We start from the raw sequence: 26,821 nt of genomic DNA, 5'->3' as shown, positions 1-26,821 counted from the left end.
TAGGTTGTATCATAAAAGCAGTGAGATTTTTTATGAATATAACACAGGAGGGATTACAAATGGCACACAAAAAAATCGTACCTGGAACAGGTGGAGAACATTACATTCCTTATAAGGACCGTTCCGGAGAAAAATCCACCGTATATTTTACAGAGGATTTTTCCGCAGAGGGACTGAAGAAGATTTTTGAGCGTGTAAGCGGCAGCCTTAAGGGTAAGATTGCAGTCAAGCTTCACACAGGAGAGCAGCATGGACCGAATATCATCCCTGCACCGTGGGTAAAAGAACTGACCGCAGATAAGATCCCGGAAGCCCATATCGTAGAGACAAACACCTACTACGAGGGAGACCGTTACACAACGGAGAAGCATCGTGAAACTCTGAAGGTAAATGGCTGGACATTCTGCCCGGTAGATATCCTGGATGAGGACGGAACTGCCAAGTTCCCGGTAAAAGGCGTATTGTATTTATCAACGTTCTTCGAAATATGTCTGTTTCCTGCGACTGTGAGGGTGTTGGAGCAGCACCTGTCGTAACACCGAATATCGGAATCGTGGCATCTACAGATATCCTTGCAGCAGACCAGGCTTCTGTAGATCTTGTGTATACACTGAAGGATTCTGATCATAAAGATCTGGTAGAGAGGATCGAGACACGTCACGGACTTCGCCAGCTCAGCTATATGAAAGAAATGCACATGGGAAATGACAGATATCATCTTATCAACATTGATGAGGATGATAAAGAGATCCTCCCTGCAGATGCCGTAAAGAATGTAAAACCATTTCAGGGATAAGAATATTTCATAAAATGTGAAGAAGCAGTCAAGCGGATATTCGCAATCCGCTTCGCTACTTGCTTGATTTGGTTAAAACAGAAAAGGGCGCATGTATCCATAAAATGTGGAATTTCATGCGCTCATTTTTGTGTTATAATATAGAAAAATACAAACAGCGAGGTACTTAATGCCTATGAAAACAGAAAACAAAACCAATCACTACATCGATCTACATGCACATCTGGATGGCTGTATTACCGTGGATATTGCAAAAAAACTTGCCGCATTGCAGCAGATCACACTTCCGGCTGCAACAGACGAGGAACTTCTTTCCCTTCTTTCCGTTCCGGATACCTGCGAAAATCTCAATGATTTTCTGAAATGCTTTGACCTGCCTCTTTCCCTTCTTCAGACAGAAGAAGCACTGGAAGAAGCCGTTTATCTTATCCTTTCTGAAATGAGAAAAGACGGTGTGATTTACGCAGAACTTCGTTTTGCACCACAGTTCCATACACAAAAAGGAATGACCCAGGAAACGGCGATCCAGTCTGCATTACGTGGCCTGAAAAAATCTCCGATTCCAGGCAATCTGATCTTATGCTGCATGCGTGGAAGCTCCAATCAGCAGGAAAATATGGAAACTCTGGACTTGGCCCGCAGATATCTCACAGAGGATGGAGGAGTAGTTGCCGTGGATCTTGCAGGTGCAGAAGCACTTTTTCCAACAGAAAGCTATAAGAATCTTTTTGCGAAAGCAAAAGAGTACAACGTTCCATTTACGATCCATGCAGGTGAAGCCGGCGATGCCGAGGATGTCAAAACAGCCATCCGTATGGGAGCATCCAGGATCGGGCATGGAGTGCGTATCGCAGGAAATGAAGAGGTGATCCAACTTGTAAAAAACAACGGGATTTTTCTGGAAATGTGTCCCACAAGCAACCGGCAGACCAGGGCAGTGGAAGATATGTTTTCCTATCCGTTGAAAAATTTTCTGGAACAGGGACTTAAGGTAACACTAAATACAGATGATCCTGCCATTGAAAGAACAACCCTTTCCCATGAGTTTCAGTATATGGATTCCCTGTTAAACCTTACAGAGGAACAGAAAAAACAGTTGCTCCTGAATTCCGTGGAAGCAGCATTTACTTCCGGTAAACGAAAAAGGGAGCTGAAAGAACAGTTTCTCTTTTAAAACGGATAAAAACCTTACGCAGAAGAAAGGACGATCATGGACACCAATTTTGAGCATTATAAAGTATTTTATTACGTAGCCAAATATGGAAATCTCACAAAAGCGGCAGCAGTTTTAAAAACCAGTCAGCCTGCGGTTACAAGAACGATCCACAACCTTGAAAACATCCTGGGCTGCAGATTATTCATACGCAGCAAAAGCGGAATGAAGCTGACACCGGAAGGAAATATTTTTTATGAATATATAGCTGCCGGATGTGCTCAGTTTTTTAAGGGAGAAAACAATCTCAGTAACCTGATCAGCCTGGAAAACGGAACCATCTATATCAGTGCAACTGAAACGGCTCTTCACTGTTATCTGTTTGAGGCGGTCCGGGATTTCAATATCCTGTACCCGAACGTACATTTTAAAATTCTGAATAACAGTACGACAGATTCCGTAAATGCTCTGAAAGAGGGCAAAGTAGACCTGGCTGTTGTGTCGGCAACCTTGCAGGTAACCCCTCCTCTGAAAATGAAGATCGTAAAAAAATACAGGGACATCCTGATCGGTGGAAACAGATTTGAAAAGCTGAAAAACAGGGAACTTTGTGGGGAAAATTGTGCTTAATGAAATTTACGGAAAGAAAAATCTTCCAGGTTCATGAACTCCTGCGGATAACCTCTTTTCAAAATAGCAGAAATATTGTATTATGGTAACAATTCGGGTTTTTATCCGATATTATCGTATGATAAAAAATTCTGTTACGAGGAGGATTTATGTTCGAAACGATCATTGACGCAATCAACACGTTTCTCTACAGCAAATTACTGATTGTAATATTGATTGGTTCCGGCATCTACTTTACTGTCCGGACCAGATTTCCACAGGTACGTTTATTCAAAAACGCCTGCAGCGCTGTAATGGAGAAACCAGAGGGAGACGAAAGTGTATCATCCTTTCAGGCACTGATGGTCTCCACGGCATCTCGTGTAGGGACAGGCAACATTGTAGGAGTATCTTCTGCCATCTGTATCGGTGGTGTGGGCTCCGTATTCTGGATGTGGATCATTGCCATTCTTGGAAGCGCATCAGCTCTGGCAGAGAGCACACTGGCGCAGATATATAAGAAAAAAGGAAAAGACGGCCAGTGCTACGGCGGCCCGGCGTATTACATAGAGGCGGCATTGCACAGCAGAGGACTGGCAGTGGTTTTCTGTATAGCCATGATCCTGACTTACGCGTTTGGATTTAATATGCTGGCCTCCTATAATCTGCAGTCTACATTTTCCGGTCAGCCATTTTATAATGCAGAGATCACGCCATGGATCATTGGAGGAATTCTGGCGCTGGTAACGGGATGGTGTCTGCTGGGTGGCGGTAACAGAATTGTGAAAGTAACTTCTACTTTAGTGCCATTTATGGGCATTGTATATATTCTGATATCCCTGCTGGTAGTGGTACTAAATATCGGACAGCTTCCATCGGTACTGGCACAGATCTTTGAAGAAGCATTTGATTTTAAAGCAATTTTTGCCGGATTTGCCGGATCAGCTATGATGCAGGGAATACGAAGAGGTCTGTATTCCAATGAAGCAGGTATCGGTTCTGCCCCCAATGCGGCGGCGTCTGCAATGGTCAGTCATCCGGTTAAACAGGGACTGGTACAGATGCTGTCTGTGTTTATTGACACATTATTATTGTGCACTGCAACTGCCATGATGTGTCTGGTATCTGGTGTGACACCGGCAAAAGAGCTTCAGGGAGCACCGTGGGTGCAGGCAGCACTTCACAAGACTCTTGGTTCTTTTGGACCATATTTTATTATGATTGCAATGGTATTATTTGCTTTCACTACATTGCTGGGAAATTGCTTCTATTGTGATAATCTGCTGACTTATATCCTTAAAAAGCAGCCGGGTAAGAAATTCATGACGGGATTTCGCCTTGTATCAGCACTGGTGGTGTTTTTGGGAGCGGGAATGGAGATGACATTACTGTGGCACATCTCTGATGTACTGATGGGAGTAATGGCACTGATCAACATTCCGGTGATCCTGCTATTGTCCAACACCGTATTGAAAGCATTAAAGGATTACGAAGGACAGATCCGGCAGAAAAAAAATCCTGTATTCTTCAGTAAAAATATTGATCTGAAGCAAAAAACAGATTACTGGAATTAAAGCACCTGTGAATAGCAGTAAAATGTAATATAACAGTAAAAATAGCAGATAACATACCACTATATTATATGCGGAGGATACCTTGCTGTGTTCTCCGTTTTTTCACATAATTAAAGATAACTATTTCACATAAATTATACTTGAGGTAACACTACTGAAATAAGGAGTGGAAAACTATGATCTACACATGCAAATATAAATCACCGTTAGGAGAAATTTTACTGGCAGCAGATGAAATTGGGCTTACAGGCTTATGGTTTGAAGGACAGAAATACTTTGCGAATACACTCCCGGACGAGAGAATTTTACAGGAAACGGAGATCCTTGCAGAAACAAAAAAATGGCTGGATATCTATTTCTCCGGTGAAAAGCCAACATTTACACCTCCTCTTCATCCTGCGGGATCAACATTCAGACAGGCAGTGTGGCAGATTTTGTTAAAGACTCCTTACGGACAAACAATCACGTACGGAGAAATTGCCAGTAAAATAGCGGAAAGGGAAAATATTTCCCATATGTCCGCTCAGGCTGTTGGAGGTGCAGTTGGACATAATGAAATTTCCATTATCATTCCCTGTCATCGGGTAGTTGGCACAAATGGCAGTCTTACAGGATATGCAGGAGGAATTGATAGAAAAATTTCACTGCTTAAGCTGGAACATGCAGATATGAGCCGTTTCTTTGTACCAAAGAGTAAATTGACAGCAAAGGAGCAAGCATGAAGGGAAACATCATTTACAAAAAAATAATCCCGGCCAGATCTCCGGAATATGCAGAGTTTCCAGAAAGCCTGCATCCGGATATCCGGGATTTTCTGGCCGGACAGAATATAAAGGCTCTCTATACCCACCAGGCAGAAGCTTTTTTCCATGCTATGGATGGAGAAAATGTCGTGATCACTACACCTACTGCCAGTGGTAAATCCCTGTGCTTTTATCTGCCGGTGGTGGAGGAAATCCTGAAAAATCCTGTGACCCGTGCGATCTTTATTTATCCCACGAAAGCTCTGGCAGCTGATCAGTACCGTGCGCTGCTCCCCTGGGTGGAAGCGCTTGGTGAGCATCGTTTATCTGTCGGCGTATATGACGGAGATACACCGCCTGCTGAGCGAAAAAGGATCCGGGAACGTGCCAATATCATCCTTACCAATCCGGATATGTTAAACGGCTCCATGCTTCCAAATCACAGCAAATATGGATTCGACTTTATTTTTTCCAATCTGAAATACATTATTCTGGATGAACTGCATGTATACAGAGGAGCTTTTGGCTCCCATCTGGCCAATGTATTTCGCCGTTTAACCAGAATCTGCAGATATTATCACGCAGATCCTCAGTTTTTATGCAGTTCCGCCACCATTGCCAATCCCTTGGAACTTGCAAAAAAGATCTGCGGAAGATCTTTTATCAATATTGATAAAAGCGGTGCCGGAATGTCAGAACGAACCTATTGCCTGGTTCAGCCAGAAGAAAAGCTGAATAAAGACGGCATTCCCTACGGAAAGGAATCTATCATAAATGTTGCGGCGGACCTTCTTCCTCAGCTGATGGAACGAAAAGAAAGCTTTCTGGCATTTGCCAGATCCAGAAAAAATGTGGAGATCCTGGTGAAAGAAACCAGAGACCATCTGGATGCGGCAGGATTTCTAGGAACAGCCAGAAAAGAAGAAATCTCCGGGTACCGTGGTGGTTACACTCCTCTGGAGAGAAAAAGCATCGAACAGCGTATGATTTCAGGGGAACTTCTTGGCCTTGTGTCCACCAATGCACTGGAACTAGGAATCGATATCGGAAAGATCAGTACGACGGTACTGGCCGGTTATCCGGGAACAAGAGCGTCTTTCTGGCAGCAGACCGGCCGTTCAGGACGAGGAAGTGGAAAATGCACCAATTATCTGATCCTTGCCAACCTTCCCATGGATCAGTATATCGCCCTGGAACCAGAATGGCTTTTTGAACATAGCAGCGAAAATGCCATCGTTGATCCTAACAATCTTCTGATTCAGCTTGCACATATCCGGGCTGCGGCAGCGGAACTTCCGCTAACCCTGGATGATGGTGCATTATTTCCAGACCTTGGGGAGACGATCCCTGTACTTATGAAGGTAGATGAAGTCCGGAATATGGGAGGACGCTTTGCCTGGTCAGGAGGCCTTTATCCTGCAGGAGAATTTTCTCTCCGGAATATTGATCAGAATAAGTATCAGCTCATTAACAAAGAAACTGGAAAAAATATCACGGAGATGGACGAGGAACAGGCTTTTCATGAGATTCATGAAGGTGCCGTTTACATGCACGACGGAGATTTTTACCAGGTTGTAAAAATGAACCTGGAAAGTAAGATTGTGGAAGCTGTGCCCTTTCATGGAAATTATTACACAGTACCTGGAAGCGAGACCAATATCCGCATCATCCACAGACATAAAAAACAGCAGTGGGAGAGAAGTGAATTTTCTTTCGGAGATGTAAATATTGCAGATTTTGTATACATGTATAAAAAAATGCAGTTTCATAATCACCAGAACTTAGGTTTTGAACAGCTCACGAAACCGCTTTCCAAGAACTACGACACAGAAGCTGCCTAGCTCAGACTTCCTGAAAATGTAGTCAGACAGTACCGCAATCTTTTACAGCCGGACAGAAATGGTTATTATGTAAGAAATAACCACTTTGAAGGTCTGATGTTTGCATTGAAAAATGCGGCTCTGATGGTGACAATGACAGAAGATTCTGATCTTGGAGTGGCCATGTCCACCAATGCGCTGGAACTTTCCGGAAGCACTTCTGAGGAGGTTTCTCTCTATTTTTACGATCGTTATGTAGGCGGTCTTGGATTTGCGGAAAAGATCTATGATCTGATCCCAAAGGTGACAGAACAGGCTATCCGCATGGTTTCCGGCTGCAGGTGCAAAAACGGCTGTGCAGTGTGCATCGGAAACGACAGACTTGATCGGAATGTGATCCTGTGGGGGGCTGAAAAATTTATCTGAAGAATCGGAACTGACTGTACAGAAAACGAGAAATACTTCTTATCCGGATGAAAAGAATGCAAAATGGGATCGATCCAGGCAGCGGGAATTCACATTATCTGATCTGAAGGAGAAGTGGGATTTATTCTGCAGTCGGGTTAAAGAAAACAGCAATACATTTGCAGGATTTTTCTCCATGGTATCCGGACTGGAAGTCAAAGACTCCTCTCTGATCCTCTATCTGAGAGATCCGTTTTATGCAGAATGGGCCAATATGCTGGAGAACCGAACAGGAATCTCCAATGTGCTCAATACTTACGTTTTTCTTCCGGGAGATTTCCGCTTTGCGATCCTTACAGATGCAAAGAAGCCGGAAGATACGCTGAAAAGAGAAAAAATGATGCGAAGATATCACACTCTGAAAAAGGATGAAACATATGGAACTGAATGATAATCAGAAAAAAGCTGTTCTGGATGAACATAACGCCTGTCTGGTCCGTGCAAATGTAGGAAGCGGAAAGACAACGGTTCTCATCGAAAAGATCCGTTATCTTCACCAGCAGAAAAAAATCCCCCTGGAAAATATGATCGTTCTGACCTTTACAAATAAAGCAGCCAACGAGATCAGAGAAAGGCTGAAGATCCAAAATATAGAAGAAAACCCCTCGTCTCTTTTCTACGGAACATTCCACGGCATTGCCCTGAAGCTCCTTCAGGAAGTGCTTCCCATAGAAGAACTTGGCTATACAAAAGATTTCCAGGTCTGCCTGCCTGAGGAAGAACTGGAACTTGCCAACCAGCTGATCCGCCAGCATACACTCAAAATCAAATATAAAAACCGTCTTCGAAAAAGACTGGATCAGAAAAACCGGGCGGCCACATCCAGACAGCCCGGATACCAGGACGATTTTCCGAAACTGGTAACTCTCCTTACAGAAGAAAAACGGAAACAGAACAAAATGAGCTACGAAGACCTGCTGCAGAATGCTACGGAACTTCTAAAAGCTCATCCCCATCTTCTTCCACAGCTGAAATGGATCATCATTGATGAAGTACAGGATTGCGATGAGCTGCAGTTTGAGTTAATCCGACAATTAAAGAAACCGGAAGTCGGGCTTTTTGCAGTGGGCGATCCCAATCAGGTGATCTACAGCTGGCGTGGAAGTATGTTCAATATTTTTTATAAATTCCGTGAATTGTATCACGCAGAAGAACTATCCCTTCCTGTAAATTACCGTTCTTCCCAAACGATCCTGGCAGTTTCCAGAAGATTTCAGGAATCCGGTGATTCTCTTACCGGCGTACAGGAAGAAGGAGAAAAAATCTCTGTCAAAAATCACTATGATCCTTTTCAGGAAGCAGAGTATCTGGCAGACAAGATTCGTTCTCTTCACGAAAGCGGTGTCCCCCTCACAGAAATCGCAGTATTTTACAGACTTCAGAGCCAGTCAGAGATCCTCTCAAAGGTTCTGGAAAAACATCAGATCCCATATGAAATCTCTCAGAAGAAAATCATTCAGGATATTCCGGTTCTTGCCTGGTTTCTTCATATACTGCGTTTTTTAAGTAATCATGAGGATCTTACCAGCGGAACTTATGTCCTTTGCGACAAAACTTTCGGGGAAGGATGGACCTCAAAAAAGGCCCGGACAGAGATTCTGAATTTTACACAAGGGAGCGTATTTCTCTCGAAATCCTTACTTTTTCAGGCCATGTGGGAGTATCGGGACACAGGCTCCGACTACATAAATCTGTGGGAACAGCTTTCTCTGGAAAAATATCTCCGACCGTCTTCCAGCGACTATAAAGAAAACCGGAGGCAAATCCTTTCCCTGTTAAAGAAAATGGAATCCTATCACAGTATCAGGGATTTTCTTAATGATCTTGTACTGAATGGCATGGAACCGGAAAAAGATGCGGTTTCCGGAGAATCTGTAAAACTGATGACGCTCCATGCCTCCAAAGGGCTGGAATTCGATCACGTATTTATCATTGGTGTAAATGATGGGCTGATTCCGTTGAACAGCCGTGATGCTTCTACAGAAGAGGAAGAGAGGAGACTGTTTTATGTGGGAATGACAAGAGCAGGGAAATTCCTGGAATTATCTTTTTACATCAATCCCGGAACTGTGCGGGTATTTCCAGGTCCAGGTCGCTACCTTTCCAGTCTTCCGGAAAAATATCTTGCCCATCCGGCAGATGCCACAAGAGATACAAAAGAAGCTGCCCGGCACCTTCAGGACCTGAAAAAGATGATCCTGGAAGAAAAACTCCGAAAATTGGAAACACCGAAGCAACTTGTAGAACATCCCAAATACGGTCGTGGAACCATTATCTCCGAAAACGAAGATACCATTGTGATACAATTTGATGATTACGGCGAAAAAGAAATGCTAAAAGCCTTTTCACAGTTGAAAAAAATTCCAAACAATAATTGACAAATTTTCCGTATAAATATACACTAAAATTATTAAAAAAATAAACACGGGCAAAGCAGCCGAAAGACTGTGGCGCAAAGCTATAGGGCCTGTAAAATGGCAGCCAGTTGTATAATTCAAAAGCACTATAGTTCTCTCTGTCTGAACATGGTGCTTTTTTTATTTTACCCCGTGGAGAGGATCAACATGAACAAAAGAGCAACTGGAGTAATTTGGGGAATACTGCTTATTATTTCAGCTGTATATCCGGTAAGTGCATCTGAAATTTCCAAATCTGAAACGCCCAATTATAAAATCGCATTCTATGCCTTCGACTGTTATCATATGCAGGACGAAAACGGGAAAAGAACCGGCTATGGATATGAAATGATGCAGGATGTATCCAAGTATTTGCAATGTACCTTTTCTTATGTTGGATACGATAAAACAGCTTCTCAATGTGAAGAAATGCTTCGAAACGGGGATGTGGATATTTATACTGCAGCAAAGAAAACACCCCAGCGTGAAGAGGAGTTTGCATTTTCCACTCATCCGGCTATTACTTCGTCTACCTGTATGAATGTAAAAGTTGGAAATAACAGGATCGTACCTGGGGATTATTCTACTTATAATGGTATCCGCATCGGATTTCTGAAACGCCATACATACAATGACTCATTCCTGGATTTTGCCAGAGAAAAGGGCTTTGACTGTAAGAGCATATATTATGAGACACCAACAGAACTGACCAACGCACTGATCAATGATGAGGTAGATGCGTTGGTAAACAGTTATATCCGCATACCGGAAGAATAAGGTATAAGGTGAAAAATATGAGATCGACCGACAATTACAACCGAACAAAGGCCATGCAGGAGTATGCATCCGCTATTTTGCGGGAACTTCCCATGATCGATCGTGTAAAAAACAACGAAGAACTGGATGGCGCAATTTACGAAATGCTGCAACTGCTTGGAAAATGCAGTGGTGCCGATCGAGTATATATTTTTGATAAAAAAGAAAAGAACCGAAAAGAATACTTCTGTCTTCAGTGTGAATGGAAAAATGAGGACGACATATTAGAAAAAGAACAGTTATTTTCAGAAATCGCGGTAGAGGATATTCCACATTGGACAGACGAACTGAAAAAAGGATTGACGATCCAGATTACAGATCGTGAAGAACTTTCTCCTATGGAACAGGAATACAACCTGATGAAGAAACATCACACATATTCCCGCGTCCTCGCACCTATTTTCAGCAGAGACCATTTAAGCGGATTTATCGGAATGGATCATTTTATAAAGGAATCTCAGAACTGTTTATTCATCAGCTTGCGTTCGTAGGTGCTCATCTGAATACAGCCACGGAAAATCTCCGTATGTTTACGCTTCTGGAAAAAAATCTTGAAAGCATGGAAAAAGAGGAGTTTATAGCAATTGATTACCTTGCCACAGATAACAACTGGCATCTTTCCAGGTTTATTGTCCAGTCAAGAACGGAAGATGGAACAGCCAGACAGGTTCTGCTTGTAATCCGCGTGATCAGTGAGGAAAAAAGGCGGGAAAAATATCTCATAGATGATGTACCTTTTATCAGGGAGCAGGAAGTATCAGAGACAACCGCGGAAATTCCGTTCTTCAAACTCAGGCCATCCAGAATCATAAAAACGCTTCTGATCGCAGAAGATAATGACCTGAATTATGAGATTCTGGAAGAACAATTGGAAATGTACGGCATTCACTGTGTCCGGGCAGTAAATGGAAAAGAATGCGTACAGCTTTTTGAGGGGGCTCCATCCGGAACATATGATGCCATTCTCATGGATATGCAGATGCCTGTGATGAATGGTCTTGACGCAGCCAGGGCAATCCGAGCGCTTCCATTCCCGGAAGCAAAACAGATCCCGGTCATCGCATTGACTGCCAATGCCTATCTGGAAGATGCCCAGAAATGTAAAGAAGCAGGAATGAACGACCATATGTCCAAACCTGTACAGATAGAACAGATCATCCGGACTGTGGAGAAATGGATGAAATAACCGATATATCAGATGCCAAATGCGTACGCCCGCTTTACATACAGATCCTTCCATGGTAAAATTTCATGAGAAATAACCGAAACGGAAGGATCTGTATTATTATGAAAAATCTGGAAGAATTAATGACACAGGGAAGGATCAGAAGAGAATCCCGCAGAGATGAATTTGTACGAAAAAGTCTTCTTTCTGATGAATTTCTTGATCTTATTCAGAAAAACAAGAAACCGTTTGATCTTATGATGTCGTATTACCAGTGTGCGATCATGGAGATTGAGACAAAATTCCGTGTACTGGATCAGGAATATTCTCTGGAATACGACAAGAACCCCATCGAAGCCATCAAAAGCCGTGTGAAATCTCCAGAAAGTCTTGCCAAAAAGATCCGGCGCAAGAATATCCCCATGAGTCTTACCTCTATTGAAGAAAATATCAAAGACATCGCCGGTGTTCGGGTGATCTGTTCCTTTCCCGACGATATCTAATATCTATGAACTGGAAGAAAGTTTTCTGAAACAGGATGATATCGTTCTCATAGAGAGAAAAGATTATATCAAAAATCCCAAGCCAAGCGGATACCGGAGTCTTCATCTGATCGTGCAGGTTCCGATGCCATTCAGAGTGCGGAGCTTGACAACCGCATGCAGGAGATACGTAACCAGCTGCTTAACTGAGCTTCCAGCCTTCTGCTTTTTCGCGGATTTTTACAAACTGCTGATACTTTCCTTCCTTACGTATCAGTTCTTCATGTGTACCACATTCAGCGATCTGGCCATCCGCTACAACCAGGATCTGGTCTGCCTGCTCGATCGTGGAAAGGCGGTGTGCGATGGTGATGATGGTTTTCCCTCTGGTAAGTTCTGTTATGGCATTCTGGATCAGATGTTCATTTTCCGGGTCAACACTTGCGGTCGCCTCATCCAGAAATTTCCGGTATTCATCTGCTGAAAATATCCAAGAGAAACTCTTTTCAGTGCATCACCGATAGCCAGCCTGTCTCTGGCGATCAGTTCATAACTGATGGCCTCCTGAAATTTCGCTCTGAGATAATCAAAGAGAAATCGAAAGAAGATCAGCATGCCAACGGTATAGGCAGCTACCATAATGGGCATGGCTGCAAAAATATTGGAAAAGAATGAAAATACAAATCCGATATACAGTTTTCCTTTAAATTCCCCGCACCAGTTTATAATACGCCGGATGGTTTTAAACATAAGCGTTTTCCTCCTTTTTGGCAGATGATACCGCCCATTCACGGGCTCCGATATGAGCTTTCCACATATCCAGATATAACGGGCAGGAATCAAGAAGTTCTTCCTGGCTTCCCTGTGCCACAATAGAACCATTTTGCAGCACAACAATATTGTCTGCCTGTCTGATCGTAGAAAGACGGTGTGCAATCACAAGCAGGGTTTTGCCCTTTGTCAGAGCTGCAATACTTTGCTGGATCTTATCTTCGTTTTCGGGATCTGTAAATGCAGTAGCCTCATCTAAGATAACGATGGGAGCATTTTTCAGAATCATCCGTGCAATGGCAATCCGTTGTTTTTCTCCCCCTGAAAGCTGTTTTCCCGCTTCACCGGCCGGAGTATCATAGCCTTTTGGAAGTTTTTGGATAAATTCTTCGCACTGTGCCGCCCTGGCAGCTGCTTTTACCTCATCATCCGTAGCACTTGGGTTTCCCAGCCGGATATTTTCAAGGAGAGAACAGCGGAAGAGAAAATTATCCTGTGAAACAAAGCTTACATATTCTGAGATCTGTGAAAGAGTCATGTTTCTGACATCCACACCGCCAATGGTAATGGAACCATCACTTACGTCCCAGAATCTTGCGATCAGTTTTGCCACGGTTGATTTTCCACCGCCGGAAGGACCTACCAGTGCGGTAAAGCTTCCTTGTGGAAGAGTGAGATCAAGCCCGTGAAGAACTTCTTCTTCGGATTTTCCTGTATAGGAGAACCGTACCTGTTCCAGTTTTACTGCTGTGCCCGTCGGTTCTGTGCGGTGTTCCGGCTCCGGAAGGCTTTCCATGGTGAGCATGGATTCCAGCTCCTCCACGACCAGCTGCATCTGCTTGATTTCATTGGCAAACACTTCCAGTTTTGCAAGGGAACCTACCATGGAAATGGACAGCATTACGGCAAGTGCTGCCTGTGGAGCTGTGATACTGCCTTTTGATGCAAGCGCCAGGCTCACGGGAAGTGTTCCCAGAAGTGTGGACGGAAACAGGGCAAAGGCCAGCTTCATAGTAATCCAGGTGGAAGAGAGCCACTGGATCACAAAGGTTCTGTAGTCTGTAATAGAGCGGGCATATTTCTCATAGGAAATTCCGGCACGGCCAAAAGCTTTTATGACCTCAATTCCTTCTATGTACTCTACGATCATGCTGTTCATCCGTGCATTGGATCGGTTATACGTGTCGAAATTTTTTCCGCTGATCCAGAAAGTGAGTGCCATACATACAAAAGCAGCCGGAAATGTAACAAGAGATGCCAGGGCTATTCTCCAGTCGATCACTGCGAGCGAAACAATACTGATCACCGGGAGCACAATATGTCCTGCACTTTCCGGAACAACATGTGCCAGCGGCGGCTCGATCCCTTCAATCTTGTCGATCATGATATTTTTGATTTCGCCGATGGAATGAGACTGCACTTCTCCGAGGGGTGCATGGAGAAAACGATCTGCAAGTTTCAGGCGCAGACCTTCCAATACATGATAGGCTACCTGATGGGATGCTGCGGTAGAGCCTGCATAGCATAAGATCCGGATGCAGTAGGAGAGCAGTGCCAGTCCGCACCATATAAGAATGGTGTTTGCTGTTACCGTTTCATCTACAAACCGGCATATGATCTCGTACATACAGAAAAAGGGGAGCAGTCCGGCAGTGACACTGATTACGGACAGAACAATGGACTGTCCGAATTTCTTTCGATAACCGCCGGCATACCCGAGAAGAGTCCGCAGCCAGTTTTCTTTCTTTTTTTTCATAAAAGTTATCCTCCTAACGAATGGCATTGCGATATTCCAGAGGGGACATTCCCATGATTTTTCGAAAAGCAATGGCAAATTTACTGGCACTGTCATAACCTACCATACCTGCGATTTCCGCCACACTTTTGCCACGGTCTGTACGCAGAAGTTCCGCTGCCTGGTTCATCCGGTAATCTGTGAGCCAGGCTTTGATGGAAGTACCGTATACGGAGCGGAAACAGTTTTTCATCCCTGTAAGCGGGATCTCAAAGCGATCGGACAGCTCTTCCAGTGTATGGTTCTCTGCCATATGTTCAGTGAGAAATATCTGTATGGATTTTACCTTTTCCACCTGGGTTTTGTAAAAGTAGGGGCGTTCTCCCCTGTTTTTGGGAAGTTCCAGTGCGTCCATGTACAAAAGAAGTTCCAGGATCTTGATTTTAAAATAGGGAATCCGGATCTTTTCAGGAACCTGATACAGTTCTCCGAAAATATGCTCCGCAGCTCCTTTTTCATGGATCACTCCAGGGTACTGCCCGGGGCAGAAATTTTCCTGAAGTTTTTGAAGATCCACCGGAAAATCCCTCACCTCACCGGAAAGTGCCTTTGAAGCGATCTCCATGTCAAAAGCAACGGTCAGGCCATGATAGTGACTGGATGGAAACGTAAACCGACCGGTATGGGTAAGTCTGCGATCCAGCTTGATATCACCGGCTCCTACATAAGCATATCCCTGCGGTTTGTCTGTCCCGTTTTGTTTATTTGGTTCCGTTTGGTCAAAAAGTTATCGTCGATATTTCAGATTCCCTCCTGATTTTTGTTTGTATAAATTAATTTTTTCCAGGAAATTGACAGCATATTAATGGAAAGAGTTTAATAAATTTAATTATTTTTGATATTCAGGGAAATTTATATAATGTGGGCAATGTGGGGATTTCCTATGAGCAAAACGGGAGCAGATCAGGGCACAAAACAGGCTTTGCTATATTCTATTTTTAGATCGATAAGACAGATATTTCCTGTCATGATATCCATATTTTTTTGTATGGGAGTTTTCGTTTTTTCCAATGTCAGTGTTTCTGCAAAAGAGCAGGAAACTGTAAAAGTAGGCTATTATTTTTCTCATAATTTTCAGGAAGGAACCGATGATACCTCGCCAAAAAGCGGCTACGGTTATGAATATCTGCAGAAACTAGCTTCCTACACAGGATGGAAATATGAGTATATTTACGGAGAATGGAATGATCTGTTTGAAAAATTAAAAAATGGAGACATCGATCTGATGGCCGGTGTGGCTTACTCAAAAGACCGTGAAGATCTTATCAGTTACCCGGACGCTGAAATGATCAACGAGACATTCTATATTTACAAGGATGAAAACGACAATTCCATGCAGTGTGGAAATATCAGTTCCTATCATGGGAAAAAGATTGGAACTCTGAAAAATGATCAGCGCATGACCACTTCTCTTGAAAAATGGAAAAAGCCCTTGGTGCGGCAAACCAGGCATCCATCGCCAAAAAAGTATTCCTCCAGAATATGTCTCACGACATCCGCACCCCTATGAATGCAGTACTTGGTTTTACAGATCTTGCGATCCAGGCAGGTAATGATACCGCAAAAATACAGGACTATCTGAAAAAAATCCGGATTTCGGGAAATCATCTTCTTGGAATTGTAAATGAAGTGCTGGAGATCAGTCGGATTGAAAGCGGTCAGACGAAACTGGAGGAAACCGTATGCAGCATCATAGATATTGTCAATGAGACGGATGTTATCATCCGGGAACAGGCGCTGAAAAAGAAACAGGAATTTACCATTGATATCTGGAAGGTCCGGGATCTGTATATATACTGTGACAAACTTCGTGTAAAGGAAATTCTGGTGAATCTTCTTGGCAACGCTGTAAAGTATACTCCGAACGGAGGAAAGATCTCCCTTTGCATAATCCAGACTGCATGGGAACAGGTAGGATACGGCAATTACGAAATCCATGTAAAAGACAACGGTTGTGGTATGAGCCGGGAATTTCTGGAGAAAATTTTTGTACCATTTGAGCGCCAGAACAATTCTACCATCAGCGGCATCCAGGGAACCGGACTTGGAATGACTATCGTCAAAGGTTTTGTAGATGCCGGTTATGGATGGTTATACTGCCGCCAGAAAAATCCGTGCTCTCGAAGATCCGTCCCTCGCCCGTATCCCGATCATCGCCCTTTCCGCCAATGCCTTTGATGAAGACAGAGAAGCTTCCTATGAAGCCGGAATGAATGCCCACCTTGCAAAACCCATCATTGTATCGGAACTGTTGGATACCCTTGGAAAGATCCTGTTTGTGGAAAAGTGAATGATTCAAATCAAAACTGAAAGAACTGTTTGGCATTATCGTGGCAGATATTTTGCACTAGCTGCTTTAAATAGGCAGGATCATTGGGGTACTCACCATTTTCTACCCAGTTTCCAATTTTATTGCAGAGAATTCTGCGGAAATATTCGTGTCTTGGAAAAGAGAGGAAACTTCTTGAGTCTGTGAGCATTCCAACAAAGGTGGAAATGAGTCCTGTATCTGACAGCGTATCCATTTGCTGTTCCATTCCGTTTTTATGATCGCAGAACCACCAGGCACTTCCAAGCTGAATTTTACCGCGGATCTGTTCTTCATTTCCCTGATAATTTCCTGCCATTGTGGAAAGCATGGCAGCATCTTTTGGGTTCAGGTAATATAAAATAGTGCGGGGCAGGTGATTCTTTTGATCCATAGCGTTAAGAAGGCCAGACAGCTGATCTGCATAAGAAAAATCATTCTGGCTGTCACATCCGATATCAACGCCCAGTTTTTCATACATTCTGGAAGAGTTATTTCGGATTGCACCGATATGAAGCTACATGACAAGATTACGCTTTGCATAAAATTCTCCAAGCCTGGTAAGCAGATAGCCTCTGTACATTGCACCTTCATCTTCTGTTATGGCTTTTTTGTTTAATGCACGAATATAAATCTGTTCAATTTGCTCTTTTGAAGCCGGAAGAAAGAATTTCTTTTCCAGGCTGTGATCGGTGACACGGCAGCCGCATTTTATAAAGAAATCCAATCGCTTTTCCAGTGCATTCAAAAGGCCCGAAAGGCTGGAGGTAACAATGCCTGTAATCTCTTTTAACAGAGATATGTAGTCAGAAAATCCTCTCTTTTCAATGTCGAGTGCATTTCCAGGACGGAAAGAGGGCAGTACCAGAAATCCAATCTGTTCTTTTTCTTTTGCCAATTTCTGATGCCATTCCGAAGCCATCCGGCAAATACAAGAGGGATCATTTTCAGGTCTGATGTTTGCAGAGTAGAAGATTTCTCGTAGGCTTTGATAGTTTCCCCGTAACGAATAGAAAGCTTTTGGGAAGTATCTGTAGCAATTCGCTGCGGCGTGTCAGGCATAAAAGGATTTGGAATGCGGATACCAAGCACAGTATCCAGAAATTCTTTTGGATTCAGGATTCCTGGATCCATAACAACAGGAAGGCCCTCCTGATATCCCAGTCTTTCCACTAAAGTTTTAAGTGTGGAATCCTTCATTTCCTCGGCAATCAGTTTGTAGTCAAGCAGGCATCCAAAAACAGCAAGTGCGGTATGGAGAGGATTCAGACAGGTACATACTTTCATTCGTTCTACCTTATCTACAGTTTCGCGGTCTGTGAAAATAAACCCGCTTTTTTCTAATGCAGGGCGGCCGTTTGGAAAGACATCTTCGATTACAAGATACTCACATTCTTCTGAGTTGACAAAAGGTGCAACATAAGTATGTTTGCCGGTAATGACCGGATCAAGATCCTGTACACCATCTTTCTTTAAAAGTTCCTCCACAGAGGTATTGGGACGAGGCGTGATCTTGTCAATCATTGTCCATGGGAACGATACTTTATTTGAAGTTACATAAGTTAAGAATTCAGGCTCAACAAGATTGTTTTCCACCCATTTTTCCGCAAATGCAGTGATTGCTGTTTTCAGTTTGTCTCCATTGTGCGAACAGTTATCCATACTGACCATAGCAATTGGGAGACCGCCTTTTGTAAAACGATGGTATAAAAGAGCGGCTACTTTTCCCATGCAGCTGACCGGAGTTTTTGGACCGCCGGTAAAATCTGCCAAAACATCTGGAAGAGGAAGTCCCTGGCTGTCATTTAAGGAATATCCTTTTTCGGTAATGGTAAAAGAAGCAAGCTGCAGGGATCCATTTCCGAAAATTTCTTTTAATCGGTTGTAGGATGCTCTGTCATAGAGTCCATACCCGGGCATTGCAACTTCATCCCAGATCATGCGGCCGTGATCCGGACGAATTGGGCCCTGGAAATCAATATCATAGAGAGCTTTCATGATTTCATACATATCAAAGGATCCATCGCTGGAAAGATGTGCAGCTTCTTCAAAATCTGACGGAGAATTAAATTTCAGATTACGCACATGAGCAAAGTGGATTCTTCCTTTTAATGAGCGGATCATATCAGGAAGATCATTTTCTAGATTTGTTCCGTAAGAACCGGAACAGAAGGTAACTCCATTGTGTGGATTATCCACCATTTTCATCATGCGGAGAATGTTTTTCTTGTTAATGATGATTCGTGGAAGACCAAACACACTCCATGCCGGATCATCCGGATGAATGGCCATATTGATGTCATATTTGTCGCAGACTGGCATGATGCGTTCGAGAAAATATTTTAGATTTGCAAAAAGCTTCTCATCATCAACATCTTTGTACATTTCAAAAAGTTCTTTGATATGTGCCATACGTTCCGGTTCCCATCCTGGCATGATAGATCCGTTTGTGTCGGAAGCAATTGAATGGAACATGTCTTCCGGATTTAATGCATCAACAGCAGCCTGAGTATAGGCAAGGACGGTAGAACCGTCAGGACGTTTTCTTGCAAGCTCCGTTCGCGTCCAGTCGAAAACCGGCATGAAATTATAGCATACGAGATGAATATCTTCTTTTCCCAGATTTTCAAGTGTTTCGATATAGTTGTTAATATAGAGGTCACGGTCTTTATTTCCGATTTTGATCGCATCGTGAACATTGACGCTTTCAATTCCGGATACATGCAGCCCGTTTGCTTCTACCTCTTCTTTCATTGCGTGGATACGTTCCCTGCTCCAGACTTCTCCCGGAGCCGTATCGTACAAGGTTGTGATCACTCCGGTTACTCCGGGAATCTGTCGAATTTGTTTTAAGGTTACCGTATCAAAACTTGAGCCATACCATCTCAATGTCATTTCCATAGTATTTAAGATCCTTTCTTTTTGTGAATGTTGTTTTTTGTTAATTTTATTATAAGAAAATATATGGAAAATACGATTGGCAGAATTGTTGTATACATTGCCAAAGTTGCGGTAAAATGATATGCTGATTTTATTGGATAGGAACGATATTTCGGTGGTTCGGAGGCGGAAGATGAGAAAGAAGTTAAACACCCAATTTAATACAAGGCAGTATATGGTTTCAAGAGACTTCGAAATTTATTATTATAAAGATCAGCATATGAAAAAGGTTGCCAACCATATCCATGATTACTATGAGATTTATTTTTTTCTGGAGGGTGATGTATCTCTTGAGATAGAGAAAAAAGAATATCCGCTGCAATACGGAGACGTGGCGGTAGTGCCTCCTGGTCTGGAGCATCATGCAGTCATTCACGATGAAAGCGTGCCCTATAAAAGGTTTGTATTCTGGATTACGGTTGACTATCTGAACCGCTTGATGGAAGATGCTAGGGAGTATGGCTATTTGATACAGCTGGTGCAGACAAAAGGAGAATATATTTTCCATCACGACAGAATCGCTTTTAATACGATTCAGACAAAAGTATTTCATTTGCTGGAGGAAATTTATTCCAATCGTTTTGGAAAAGCGGCGAAGGTTTCCCTGTGCGTCAGCGATCTGCTTCTTCATTTAAACCGGACTGTATATAATGAAAGACATGAGCGTAGTGTTCAGGAGGAACAGCAGCTGTCAGAAAGATTGATAGACTATATTGAAGAGCATCTGGAAGAAGAATTGTCTCTGGACAGGATGGTAGCAGAATTTTTTGTCAGTAAATATCATATTGCCCATTTTTTAAGGATCATATTGGAATGTCAGTTCATCAGTATGTGCAGAAAAAGAGACTGGAGGCATGCAGAGAGGCAATCCGGAATAACATGAAAATCAGCGAAGCTTATCTGCTGTTTGGCTTCAAAGATTATTCCGGATTCTATAAAGCATTCCGCAAAGAATACGGAATGTCCCCGAAAGAATGGCAGGAGACGGTTATGAATATACCGGAATTTTAATGGAAGTGCAGTCGTTTCAGATCCATACATTATATCCATGTACATAATGCATGGATGAGTATCGATCTAATCACAGGAATCATCAAAGAGAAATGAAACGGTAATTGTACCAGGAAAGGAATAAGGATGAACAGAGAGGAAGCAAGAAAAAAAGCGGAAGCGTTAGTTGCCAGAATGACGGTAGAAGAAAAAGCAGGGCAGCTGAAGTTTGATGCACCGTCAATTGAACGCCTTGGAATTCCCGCTTATAACTGGTGGAATGAGGCTCTTCACGGAGTGGCCCGGGCCGGAACTGCTACTGTTTTCCCGCAGGCGATCGCACTGGCTGCAATGTTTGATGATAAAAAACTAAAAGAAATTGCAGATGTAATCGCAGAAGAAGGAAGAGCAAAGTATCATGCATTTTCCAGGGAAGGGGACAGGGATATTTACAAAGGCCTTACGTTCTGGTCTCCCAATGTCAATATTTTCAGGGATCCTCGATGGGGAAGAGGACATGAAACTTATGGAGAGGATCCTTATCTGACTTCAAGACTTGGGGTCGCATTTGTAAAAGGACTTCAGGGCGATGGGGATACAATGAAGGCAGCAGCCTGTGCAAAGCATTTTGCAGCACATTCCGGACCAGAAGCACTCCGACACGAATTTGATGCGAAGGCTTCTCCAAAAGATTTGTATGAAACTTATCTTCCAGCTTTTGAAGCCCTTGTGAAGGAAGCGGACGTTGAAGCTGTAATGGGAGCTTATAACCGGACAAATGGCGAACCATGCTGTGGAAGTAAAACATTGCTGAAAGATATATTAAGAGATGACTGGGGATTCAAAGGACATGTTGTATCAGACTGCTGGGCAGTCCGGGATTTCCATTTGAACCACAAAGTGACGGAAGGGCCAAAAGAATCTGTAAAAATGGCGCTGGATGCGGGCTGTGACCTAAACTGCGGATGCACGTATGCTTATATAATGGCTGCGCTGAAGAAGGGACTGATCACGGAAGAGCAGATTACCAGATCCTGTGTCAGACTGTATACAACGCGGTTTCTATTAGGATTATTTGATGGAAGTGAATATGACAGTATTCCTTATGAAGTTGTGGAGTGTGAGGGACATAGAAAACTTGCGGTCACAGCGGCAGAGAAAGGAATCGTTCTTTTAAAGAATGATGGAATCCTTCCTTTAGATAAAAGCAGAATAAAGACAATTGGTGTAATAGGACCAAATGCAAACAGCAGAAGAGTGCTTTCTGGAAATTATCACGGAACTTCCTCACATTATGTAACTGTTTTGGATGGAATCCAAAAGGAGGCGGGAGAAACCTGCAGAGTTCTGTATTCAGAAGGCTGCCATCTGTATAAGGATAAAACCGAGTCTCTGGCATGGCCGGATGACCGGATCTCAGAAGCGATAATTACTGCAAAACACAGTGATCTTGTTATTCTTGTGCTCGGTCTGGATGAAACCGTTGAGGGGGAAGAACCGGATGAGGGAAATGCTGGTCAGGCGGGAGACAAAGAATCTCTAGAGTTTCCTCTTTGCCAGCAGAAGCTTCTGGAAGCGGTTGCAGCAGCTGGAAAACCAGTTGTCGCCGTATTAATGTCAGGAAGTGCAATGGATCTTCGTTATGCAGATCAACATACAAATGCAGTTCTTGAAGCCTGGTATCCGGGTGCTGAAGGCGGAACAGCACTGGCAGACATATTATTTGGCAAGGTGTCCCCAAGCGGAAAGCTTCCAGTTACATTCTATTATGATACCGATGATCTTCCGGAGTTTACCGATTATTCCATGGAAAACAGAACTTACCGGTATATGAAGAAGGAAGCATTATATCCCTTCGGATTTGGGCTTACCTACGGAGATGTATTTGCAGAAGCTGCGGAATTTACGGAAAAGCCACAGAAACATAAGAATTTAAAATTAAAATGTACTGTAAAAAATGAAGGTCTGGCAGACACCGACGATGTAGTGCAGGTTTATATCAAGGACTGGAAATCAAAATATGCGGTAAGAAATTATCACCTCTGTGCATTCAAACGAGTACATCTGAATGCCGGAGAAAAAGAAACTTTTGAAATAGAAATTGATAAAGATGCATTGCAGATTGTGGATGAAGAAGGAAAAAGGTATATAGACAGTGATGAATTTTCTGTTTATATTGGAACTTCCCAGCCGGATCGCCGAAGTGAAAGGCTATTAAAAAGAAAGCCTTTAGAACTTCGATTCAATATAGAATGATCTGAGTCTTTGATAAAATAAGCCGAAAACAATTTTAATAAAATTTTCTCATCACAGTATCTTGAACCTCCTGCCCGGATATGTTAAACTTAATAAGTTTTAAAAATGCAACTAACTACTATCTGGCCATGTTTATACACAGATCTAAAAAGCAATTTTCACTGTGGCACAAACATGGTCAGATTTAAGATAAAACGGTGTTACACCGTATAGAATAGGAGATTTAGACAGAATGGCATTGAGTCCAAAAATGTGGTAGTGAAATTTCAGTATCTACGGAAACTCGCATAAATACAGGAAATATGCGGTTTAACGACTCATGAACTTCTATCAGTAAATGGTACTCAGTGGTAAGGAATACGCTCAAGTAGTAACAAAAACTGGGTAAAAATGTGGTCATAAAACAACCTAGACATTTTTTTCTGATGATTGCATGGCACTGGGAAACGAATTTGCAATTATCTATTTTTTTAGGAAGATAAGCGGGAATCCTCGGTAATTCAATTGCCGAGATGAAAGCGTAAACTGTGCATATCTGCACATTATAAGTAAAATATATTTATTTTTTTACTAAAAAATGCTGTATCCAGCTTTATTAAAAAAGAAAATATGTTCGGCATTTTATTGTGATATTCTTAATACTATGCTATACTATATGTATGAAGGAGAATCTTATACATTACCGCACTTGTGTGTGCAATATTAATTACCATATGGTATGGTCAGTGAAATACCGGCGGAAGATATTGAATGCGGAGATTGAAGCATATCTTCAGGAGCTGGTGCAGGAGATCGCAGCGGATAAAGGTTTTACCGTCCATTTGTTTGAATGCGGGGAAGGAGACCATGTGCACTGTTTTGTGTCTGCTCCTCCCAAATTATCCATAACTGCGATCGTGAAATATCTGAAAGGGATCACCGGCAGGAAATTATTCGAACGTTTTCCGGAAATAAGAGAACAGCTTTGGAAAGGAGAGCTGTGGAACCATTCCTATTATGTGGAAACGGTCGGGTCTGTGTCGGAAGAAAATATCCGCAGATATATTGAGCATCAGAGTAAAGCTTATTGAGATCATAGAGGTGGGAAATGCTGCTGTCAAAGAAAACATCCATAAAGGTCAGTCAGGAATATGCAAACGTCATCGGACATATGTGTTATGCGGCATCCAAGCTCTGGAATGTCTGTAATTACGAACGTCAGCATTACAAAGAAATGGGAATGGAGAAATACCCGGACTGGTATTATCAGAAAAAATCCCATAGAGAGGATCTGTGGTATAAACAGCTTCCATCTCAGACAGCCCAGGAAGTCTGCAAGCTGCTGGATAAAGCATGGAAATCTTTTTACGCCTTGAAAAGATCCGGAGGGATTGAGAATCCCAGACCACCGCGGTTTAAACAGGAAAGTATCCCCATTACCTATATGCAGATGGGAATTGTACATGAATGGGACACAGAAAAAGTCCGTCTGTCCCTTCCAAAAGCATTAAAAAGATATATGGAAGAAACGTATCAGATCCATGAGAACTTTCTTTATCTTGAAAATAAGATTTTCAAGGGCATGGATCAGATCAAACAGTTGCGGATCTACCCACCGGAAAAAGGTGAATGTAAAGTTATTGTTGTTTATGAGATTTCAGAGAGGGAAGAACTTTCGCAGAATGGACACTATCTGTCAGTTGATCTGGGACTTCATAATCTTATGACATGCTATGATTCCGGGAATGGGAATACATTTATCCTGGGCAGAAGATATCTTGCATTGGAAAGATATTTTCATAAAGAGATTGCAAGGGTGCAGGCACAATGGTATGGACAGCAGTCTGTGAAGGGAATAAAACATCCAGTCACATCAAAACATATTCGCAGATTATATCAGAAAAAGCAGAACTCGGTAACGGATTATCTACACAAGATCACAAGATACTTTGCAAAATACTGCCGTGAACAGGGAATTACCTGTGTTGTGGCAGGGGATATCCGGAATATCCGGAAAGGAAAAGACCTGGGACACAGAACAAACCAGAAGTTCCACAATCTGCCGTATAACAGGCTCTATAGCATGATGGAATATAAGCTTAAGATGTACGGGATCCGTTTTGTAAGACAGGAAGAAAGCTATACCAGCCAGTGCAGTCCGCTGTCACCAGAGGTGGAAAAAAGATATGCACAGCCATGCAACCGAAAACAAAGGGGACTGTACAGGGACAGAAACCGGAAGTATAACGCAGATGCTGTAGGTGCATATAACATCCTGAGAAAATATCTCTCCGTATCCGGAGAGAAAAAGGAACTGTCCGTAACCGGACTAAAAACGCCAGAAATAATAAAAGTAGCTGTATAGCTCTAAAGAGCAAACAGTAGTGGTGTCATGGACGCACCCTGAAAAGGCGGTATCCCGCCTTAATTCAGATGCTCTGGTAACTCAGTTGCCGAGTAGTTCACTAGTAAATGATTAAAATTAATATAGACTATTGGAGAAATCTTTTATGATGTAAGCAAGGAGATACTGTTTATATTATAAAAGATTTTTACGTATTAAAACCAAAAGTGGATATTCACAAAATCTATAGGTAATTGGATGTTGTTGAAAACGCAGATTTAGAGTATAATAAATATATAGCCGAAGAATAGTTTTTTAAGTGCTGTAGAAAAGGAGAAAGACTTTGAATACAGAAATCAAAAATACGATTCTTACGACAGATAAAGACGCACAATATGATGAAAGCGCGAAACGATTACTTGGCCAGAAAAGTATCCTGGCCCATATATTAGTAAAGACTGTTGATGAATATGCAGGGATGGATCCGAAAGATGTGGTTCCTTATATTGAAGGCGAACCATTTATTAACACTGTTCCAATAGAAACAGGTTTTACTAATACTGTTATTAAAAATGATGAATCTCTTGTGGTTGGTCTTAATTCTGAAAACCCGGAACTTCATGAGGAAATGATACGATTTGACATTATATTTTATGTCAGGATGAAGGATGGATTATCGCAGATTATTATCAATGTAGAAGCCCAAAAAGACGAACCAAATGGGTATGATATATTGAATCGGGCAATCTTTTATGTAAGCCGTATGATTTCCTCACAAAAGGAAAGAGATTTTTCAAATTCAAATTATAATGATATCAAGCGAGTCTATTCCATCTGGGTTTGTATGAATATGCCGGAAAATAGTCTGGAACACATTCACCTGGTGAAAGATAGTATTGTAAATTCCCATGCATGGAAAGGCAAACTGGACTTGGTTAATATCGTAATGATCGGACTTGCCAAAGAACTTCCGAAGCATGAGGAGAAATATGAATTACATAGATTACTGGGAGCATTGTTATCTCAGGATTTAACAGCAAACGAAAAACTGGATATCATTGGAAATGAATATGCAATTCCAATGGAAAAGGATTTTAGAGAGGATGTGAGTATTATGTGTAATTTGAGCCAGAAAATTAAAGAGACTGGAATTGAAACCGGAATTGAGATGGGTAAACGGGAAATGATTATGAAAATGTACAACAAAGGTTATACAGCTGCTCAGATCGCGGATGTAGCTGAAATGGACGAAAAAAAGATAAAAGATATCATAAAAAATGCTGAATTGTTGACAGTATAAAAGATTGAACAGAATCTGATTATTCAAATGTTGTGTAATTGGATGTTTGGCGGGGTGTTACGATGAGAGTATGAAACTTTTTCTGTAAAATAATGTTTATAAGGTTCTTCTATGATACA

Annotated in this window: 26 protein-coding genes, 4 pseudogenes and 1 riboswitch; of the genes and pseudogenes, 23 read left to right on the top strand and 7 right to left on the bottom strand. The window is 42.3% G+C overall.

Translation table 11 applies throughout. The features are described 5' to 3' along the window. Positions 1-59: 59 nt before the first annotated feature. The 14 genes and pseudogenes from G5B06_RS18770 to G5B06_RS18855 form a co-directional block, all read left to right on the top strand. Positions 60-536 carry a hypothetical protein gene (locus tag G5B06_RS18770; protein WP_202030835.1) on the top strand — a complete coding sequence of 159 codons (477 nt, stop codon included), beginning with the start codon at positions 60-62 and terminating at the stop codon, positions 534-536. Further along, complete coding sequence (locus G5B06_RS18765) at positions 488-796, top strand: hypothetical protein (RefSeq protein WP_420314374.1); 309 nt, start codon at positions 488-490, stop codon at positions 794-796. Before G5B06_RS18770 ends, G5B06_RS18765 begins: the two co-directional genes overlap by 49 nt. Before the next feature lie 175 nt (positions 797-971). After that, positions 972-1,970, top strand: coding sequence for an adenosine deaminase (add, locus tag G5B06_RS01420; protein ID WP_243278989.1), 999 nt, complete (start codon positions 972-974; stop codon positions 1,968-1,970). Positions 1,971-2,006: 36 nt separating this feature from the next. After that, complete coding sequence (locus G5B06_RS01415; protein ID WP_243278988.1) at positions 2,007-2,579, top strand: LysR family transcriptional regulator; 573 nt, start codon at positions 2,007-2,009, stop codon at positions 2,577-2,579. Between the two features lie 149 nt (positions 2,580-2,728). Next, complete coding sequence (locus G5B06_RS01410; protein WP_021976961.1) at positions 2,729-4,132, top strand: alanine/glycine:cation symporter family protein; 1,404 nt, start codon at positions 2,729-2,731, stop codon at positions 4,130-4,132. A 176-nt stretch (positions 4,133-4,308) separates the two neighbouring features. Further along, positions 4,309-4,854, top strand: a complete 546-nt coding sequence (locus G5B06_RS01405; RefSeq protein ID WP_173761665.1) for a methylated-DNA--[protein]-cysteine S-methyltransferase — start codon at positions 4,309-4,311, stop codon at positions 4,852-4,854. Then, complete coding sequence (locus tag G5B06_RS01400; protein WP_244094389.1) at positions 4,851-6,716, top strand: DEAD/DEAH box helicase; 1,866 nt, start codon at positions 4,851-4,853, stop codon at positions 6,714-6,716. Before G5B06_RS01405 ends, G5B06_RS01400 begins: the two co-directional genes overlap by 4 nt. 96 nt (positions 6,717-6,812) lie before the next feature. Then, a complete protein-coding gene (locus G5B06_RS18865) occupies positions 6,813-7,121 on the top strand; it encodes a Zn-binding domain-containing protein (RefSeq protein ID WP_244094519.1) in 309 nt (102 codons plus the stop codon). Positions 7,122-7,296: 175 nt separating this feature from the next. Continuing rightward, entirely contained in the window at positions 7,297-7,551 is a 255-nt protein-coding gene (locus G5B06_RS18860) for a hypothetical protein (RefSeq protein WP_244094387.1), read from the top strand. Beyond that, positions 7,538-9,538 (top strand): ATP-dependent helicase, encoded by a 2,001-nt coding sequence (locus tag G5B06_RS01395; RefSeq protein ID WP_244094386.1) that lies wholly within the window; start codon positions 7,538-7,540, stop codon positions 9,536-9,538. The genes G5B06_RS18860 and G5B06_RS01395 overlap by 14 nt, the downstream gene beginning before the upstream one ends. A 39-nt stretch (positions 9,539-9,577) precedes the next feature. Then, a riboswitch (cyclic di-GMP riboswitch) is annotated at positions 9,578-9,653 on the top strand. Positions 9,654-9,724: 71 nt separating this feature from the next. Next, a complete protein-coding gene (locus G5B06_RS01390) occupies positions 9,725-10,333 on the top strand; it encodes a substrate-binding periplasmic protein (protein ID WP_173761663.1) in 609 nt (202 codons plus the stop codon). A gap of 17 nt (positions 10,334-10,350) precedes the next feature. Continuing rightward, positions 10,351-10,863 (top strand): hypothetical protein, encoded by a 513-nt coding sequence (locus G5B06_RS01385; RefSeq protein WP_148447813.1) that lies wholly within the window; start codon positions 10,351-10,353, stop codon positions 10,861-10,863. Positions 10,864-10,898: 35 nt separating this feature from the next. Continuing rightward, the gene (locus tag G5B06_RS01380; RefSeq protein WP_173761662.1) at positions 10,899-11,558 is read left to right on the top strand and encodes a response regulator; all 660 of its coding nucleotides are present in this window, start codon (positions 10,899-10,901) and stop codon (positions 11,556-11,558) included. A gap of 101 nt (positions 11,559-11,659) precedes the next feature. Continuing rightward, positions 11,660-12,167 (top strand): annotated as a pseudogene (locus G5B06_RS18855) (GTP pyrophosphokinase); the annotation flags it as partial. A 54-nt stretch (positions 12,168-12,221) separates the two neighbouring features. On the opposite strand, the pseudogene G5B06_RS18850 reads toward G5B06_RS18855, so the two are convergent. From G5B06_RS18850 to G5B06_RS01360, 4 genes and pseudogenes are all read right to left on the bottom strand, one after another. After that, positions 12,222-12,479: pseudogene (locus G5B06_RS18850) on the bottom strand (ABC transporter ATP-binding protein); the annotation flags it as partial. Beyond that, entirely contained in the window at positions 12,434-12,769 is a 336-nt protein-coding gene (locus G5B06_RS01370; RefSeq protein WP_244092630.1) for a hypothetical protein, read from the bottom strand. The gene G5B06_RS01370 and the pseudogene G5B06_RS18850, both read right to left, overlap by 46 nt. Further along, positions 12,762-14,546, bottom strand: coding sequence for an ABC transporter ATP-binding protein (locus tag G5B06_RS01365; RefSeq protein ID WP_173761661.1), 1,785 nt, complete (start codon positions 14,544-14,546; stop codon positions 12,762-12,764). The genes G5B06_RS01370 and G5B06_RS01365 overlap by 8 nt, the downstream gene beginning before the upstream one ends. 13 nt (positions 14,547-14,559) lie before the next feature. Beyond that, positions 14,560-15,150, bottom strand: coding sequence for a helix-turn-helix transcriptional regulator (locus G5B06_RS01360; protein ID WP_244094385.1), 591 nt, complete (start codon positions 15,148-15,150; stop codon positions 14,560-14,562). 423 nt (positions 15,151-15,573) lie between these two features. On the opposite strand from G5B06_RS01360, the gene G5B06_RS01355 reads away from it, so the two are divergent. The 3 genes from G5B06_RS01355 to G5B06_RS19735 are packed head-to-tail and all read left to right on the top strand — an operon-like array spanning position 15,574 to position 16,875. Next, positions 15,574-16,095, top strand: coding sequence for a transporter substrate-binding domain-containing protein (locus tag G5B06_RS01355; protein WP_173761660.1), 522 nt, complete (start codon positions 15,574-15,576; stop codon positions 16,093-16,095). Beyond that, complete coding sequence (locus G5B06_RS01350) at positions 16,005-16,763, top strand: sensor histidine kinase (protein WP_148447804.1); 759 nt, start codon at positions 16,005-16,007, stop codon at positions 16,761-16,763. The genes G5B06_RS01355 and G5B06_RS01350 overlap by 91 nt, the downstream gene beginning before the upstream one ends. Continuing rightward, on the top strand, positions 16,660-16,875 hold the full coding sequence (locus tag G5B06_RS19735) for a response regulator (RefSeq protein WP_420314373.1): 216 nt from the start codon (positions 16,660-16,662) through the stop codon (positions 16,873-16,875). Before G5B06_RS01350 ends, G5B06_RS19735 begins: the two co-directional genes overlap by 104 nt. Before the next feature lie 10 nt (positions 16,876-16,885). On the opposite strand, the pseudogene G5B06_RS18845 reads toward G5B06_RS19735, so the two are convergent. The 3 genes and pseudogenes from G5B06_RS18845 to uxuA form a co-directional block, all read right to left on the bottom strand. Next, positions 16,886-17,791, bottom strand: a pseudogene (locus tag G5B06_RS18845) (glucuronate isomerase). Next, a complete protein-coding gene (locus G5B06_RS19555) occupies positions 17,683-18,723 on the bottom strand; it encodes a hypothetical protein (protein WP_420314376.1) in 1,041 nt (346 codons plus the stop codon). The pseudogene G5B06_RS18845 and the gene G5B06_RS19555 overlap by 109 nt, the downstream one beginning before the upstream one ends. A gap of 60 nt (positions 18,724-18,783) precedes the next feature. Then, a pseudogene (gene uxuA, locus G5B06_RS19550) lies at positions 18,784-19,794 on the bottom strand (mannonate dehydratase); the annotation flags it as partial. 172 nt (positions 19,795-19,966) lie between these two features. On the opposite strand from uxuA, the gene G5B06_RS01325 reads away from it, so the two are divergent. The 6 genes from G5B06_RS01325 (at position 19,967) to G5B06_RS01305 (ending at position 26,702) form a co-directional block, all read left to right on the top strand. Then, positions 19,967-20,716 (top strand): AraC family ligand binding domain-containing protein, encoded by a 750-nt coding sequence (locus G5B06_RS01325; protein ID WP_330384969.1) that lies wholly within the window; start codon positions 19,967-19,969, stop codon positions 20,714-20,716. Beyond that, on the top strand, positions 20,647-20,844 hold the full coding sequence (locus tag G5B06_RS19305; protein ID WP_330385188.1) for an AraC family transcriptional regulator: 198 nt from the start codon (positions 20,647-20,649) through the stop codon (positions 20,842-20,844). Before G5B06_RS01325 ends, G5B06_RS19305 begins: the two co-directional genes overlap by 70 nt. 126 nt (positions 20,845-20,970) lie before the next feature. After that, positions 20,971-23,079, top strand: coding sequence for a glycoside hydrolase family 3 C-terminal domain-containing protein (locus tag G5B06_RS01320; RefSeq protein WP_173771167.1), 2,109 nt, complete (start codon positions 20,971-20,973; stop codon positions 23,077-23,079). A gap of 659 nt (positions 23,080-23,738) precedes the next feature. After that, the gene (tnpA, locus tag G5B06_RS01315; protein WP_202030833.1) at positions 23,739-24,149 is read left to right on the top strand and encodes an IS200/IS605 family transposase; all 411 of its coding nucleotides are present in this window, start codon (positions 23,739-23,741) and stop codon (positions 24,147-24,149) included. A 17-nt stretch (positions 24,150-24,166) separates the two neighbouring features. Then, positions 24,167-25,423: an RNA-guided endonuclease InsQ/TnpB family protein gene (locus G5B06_RS01310; RefSeq protein ID WP_243279087.1), complete on the top strand. Its 1,257-nt coding sequence runs from the start codon at positions 24,167-24,169 to the stop codon at positions 25,421-25,423. 322 nt (positions 25,424-25,745) lie between these two features. Continuing rightward, positions 25,746-26,702, top strand: coding sequence for a PD-(D/E)XK nuclease family transposase (locus G5B06_RS01305; RefSeq protein ID WP_173771165.1), 957 nt, complete (start codon positions 25,746-25,748; stop codon positions 26,700-26,702). The last annotated feature ends 119 nt before the right edge of the window (positions 26,703-26,821 follow it).

Source organism: Blautia luti (assembly GCF_013304735.1).
In the GTDB taxonomy this organism is placed as follows: domain Bacteria; phylum Bacillota; class Clostridia; order Lachnospirales; family Lachnospiraceae; genus Blautia_A.
This window is presented reverse-complemented; position numbering and strand designations above follow the sequence as displayed.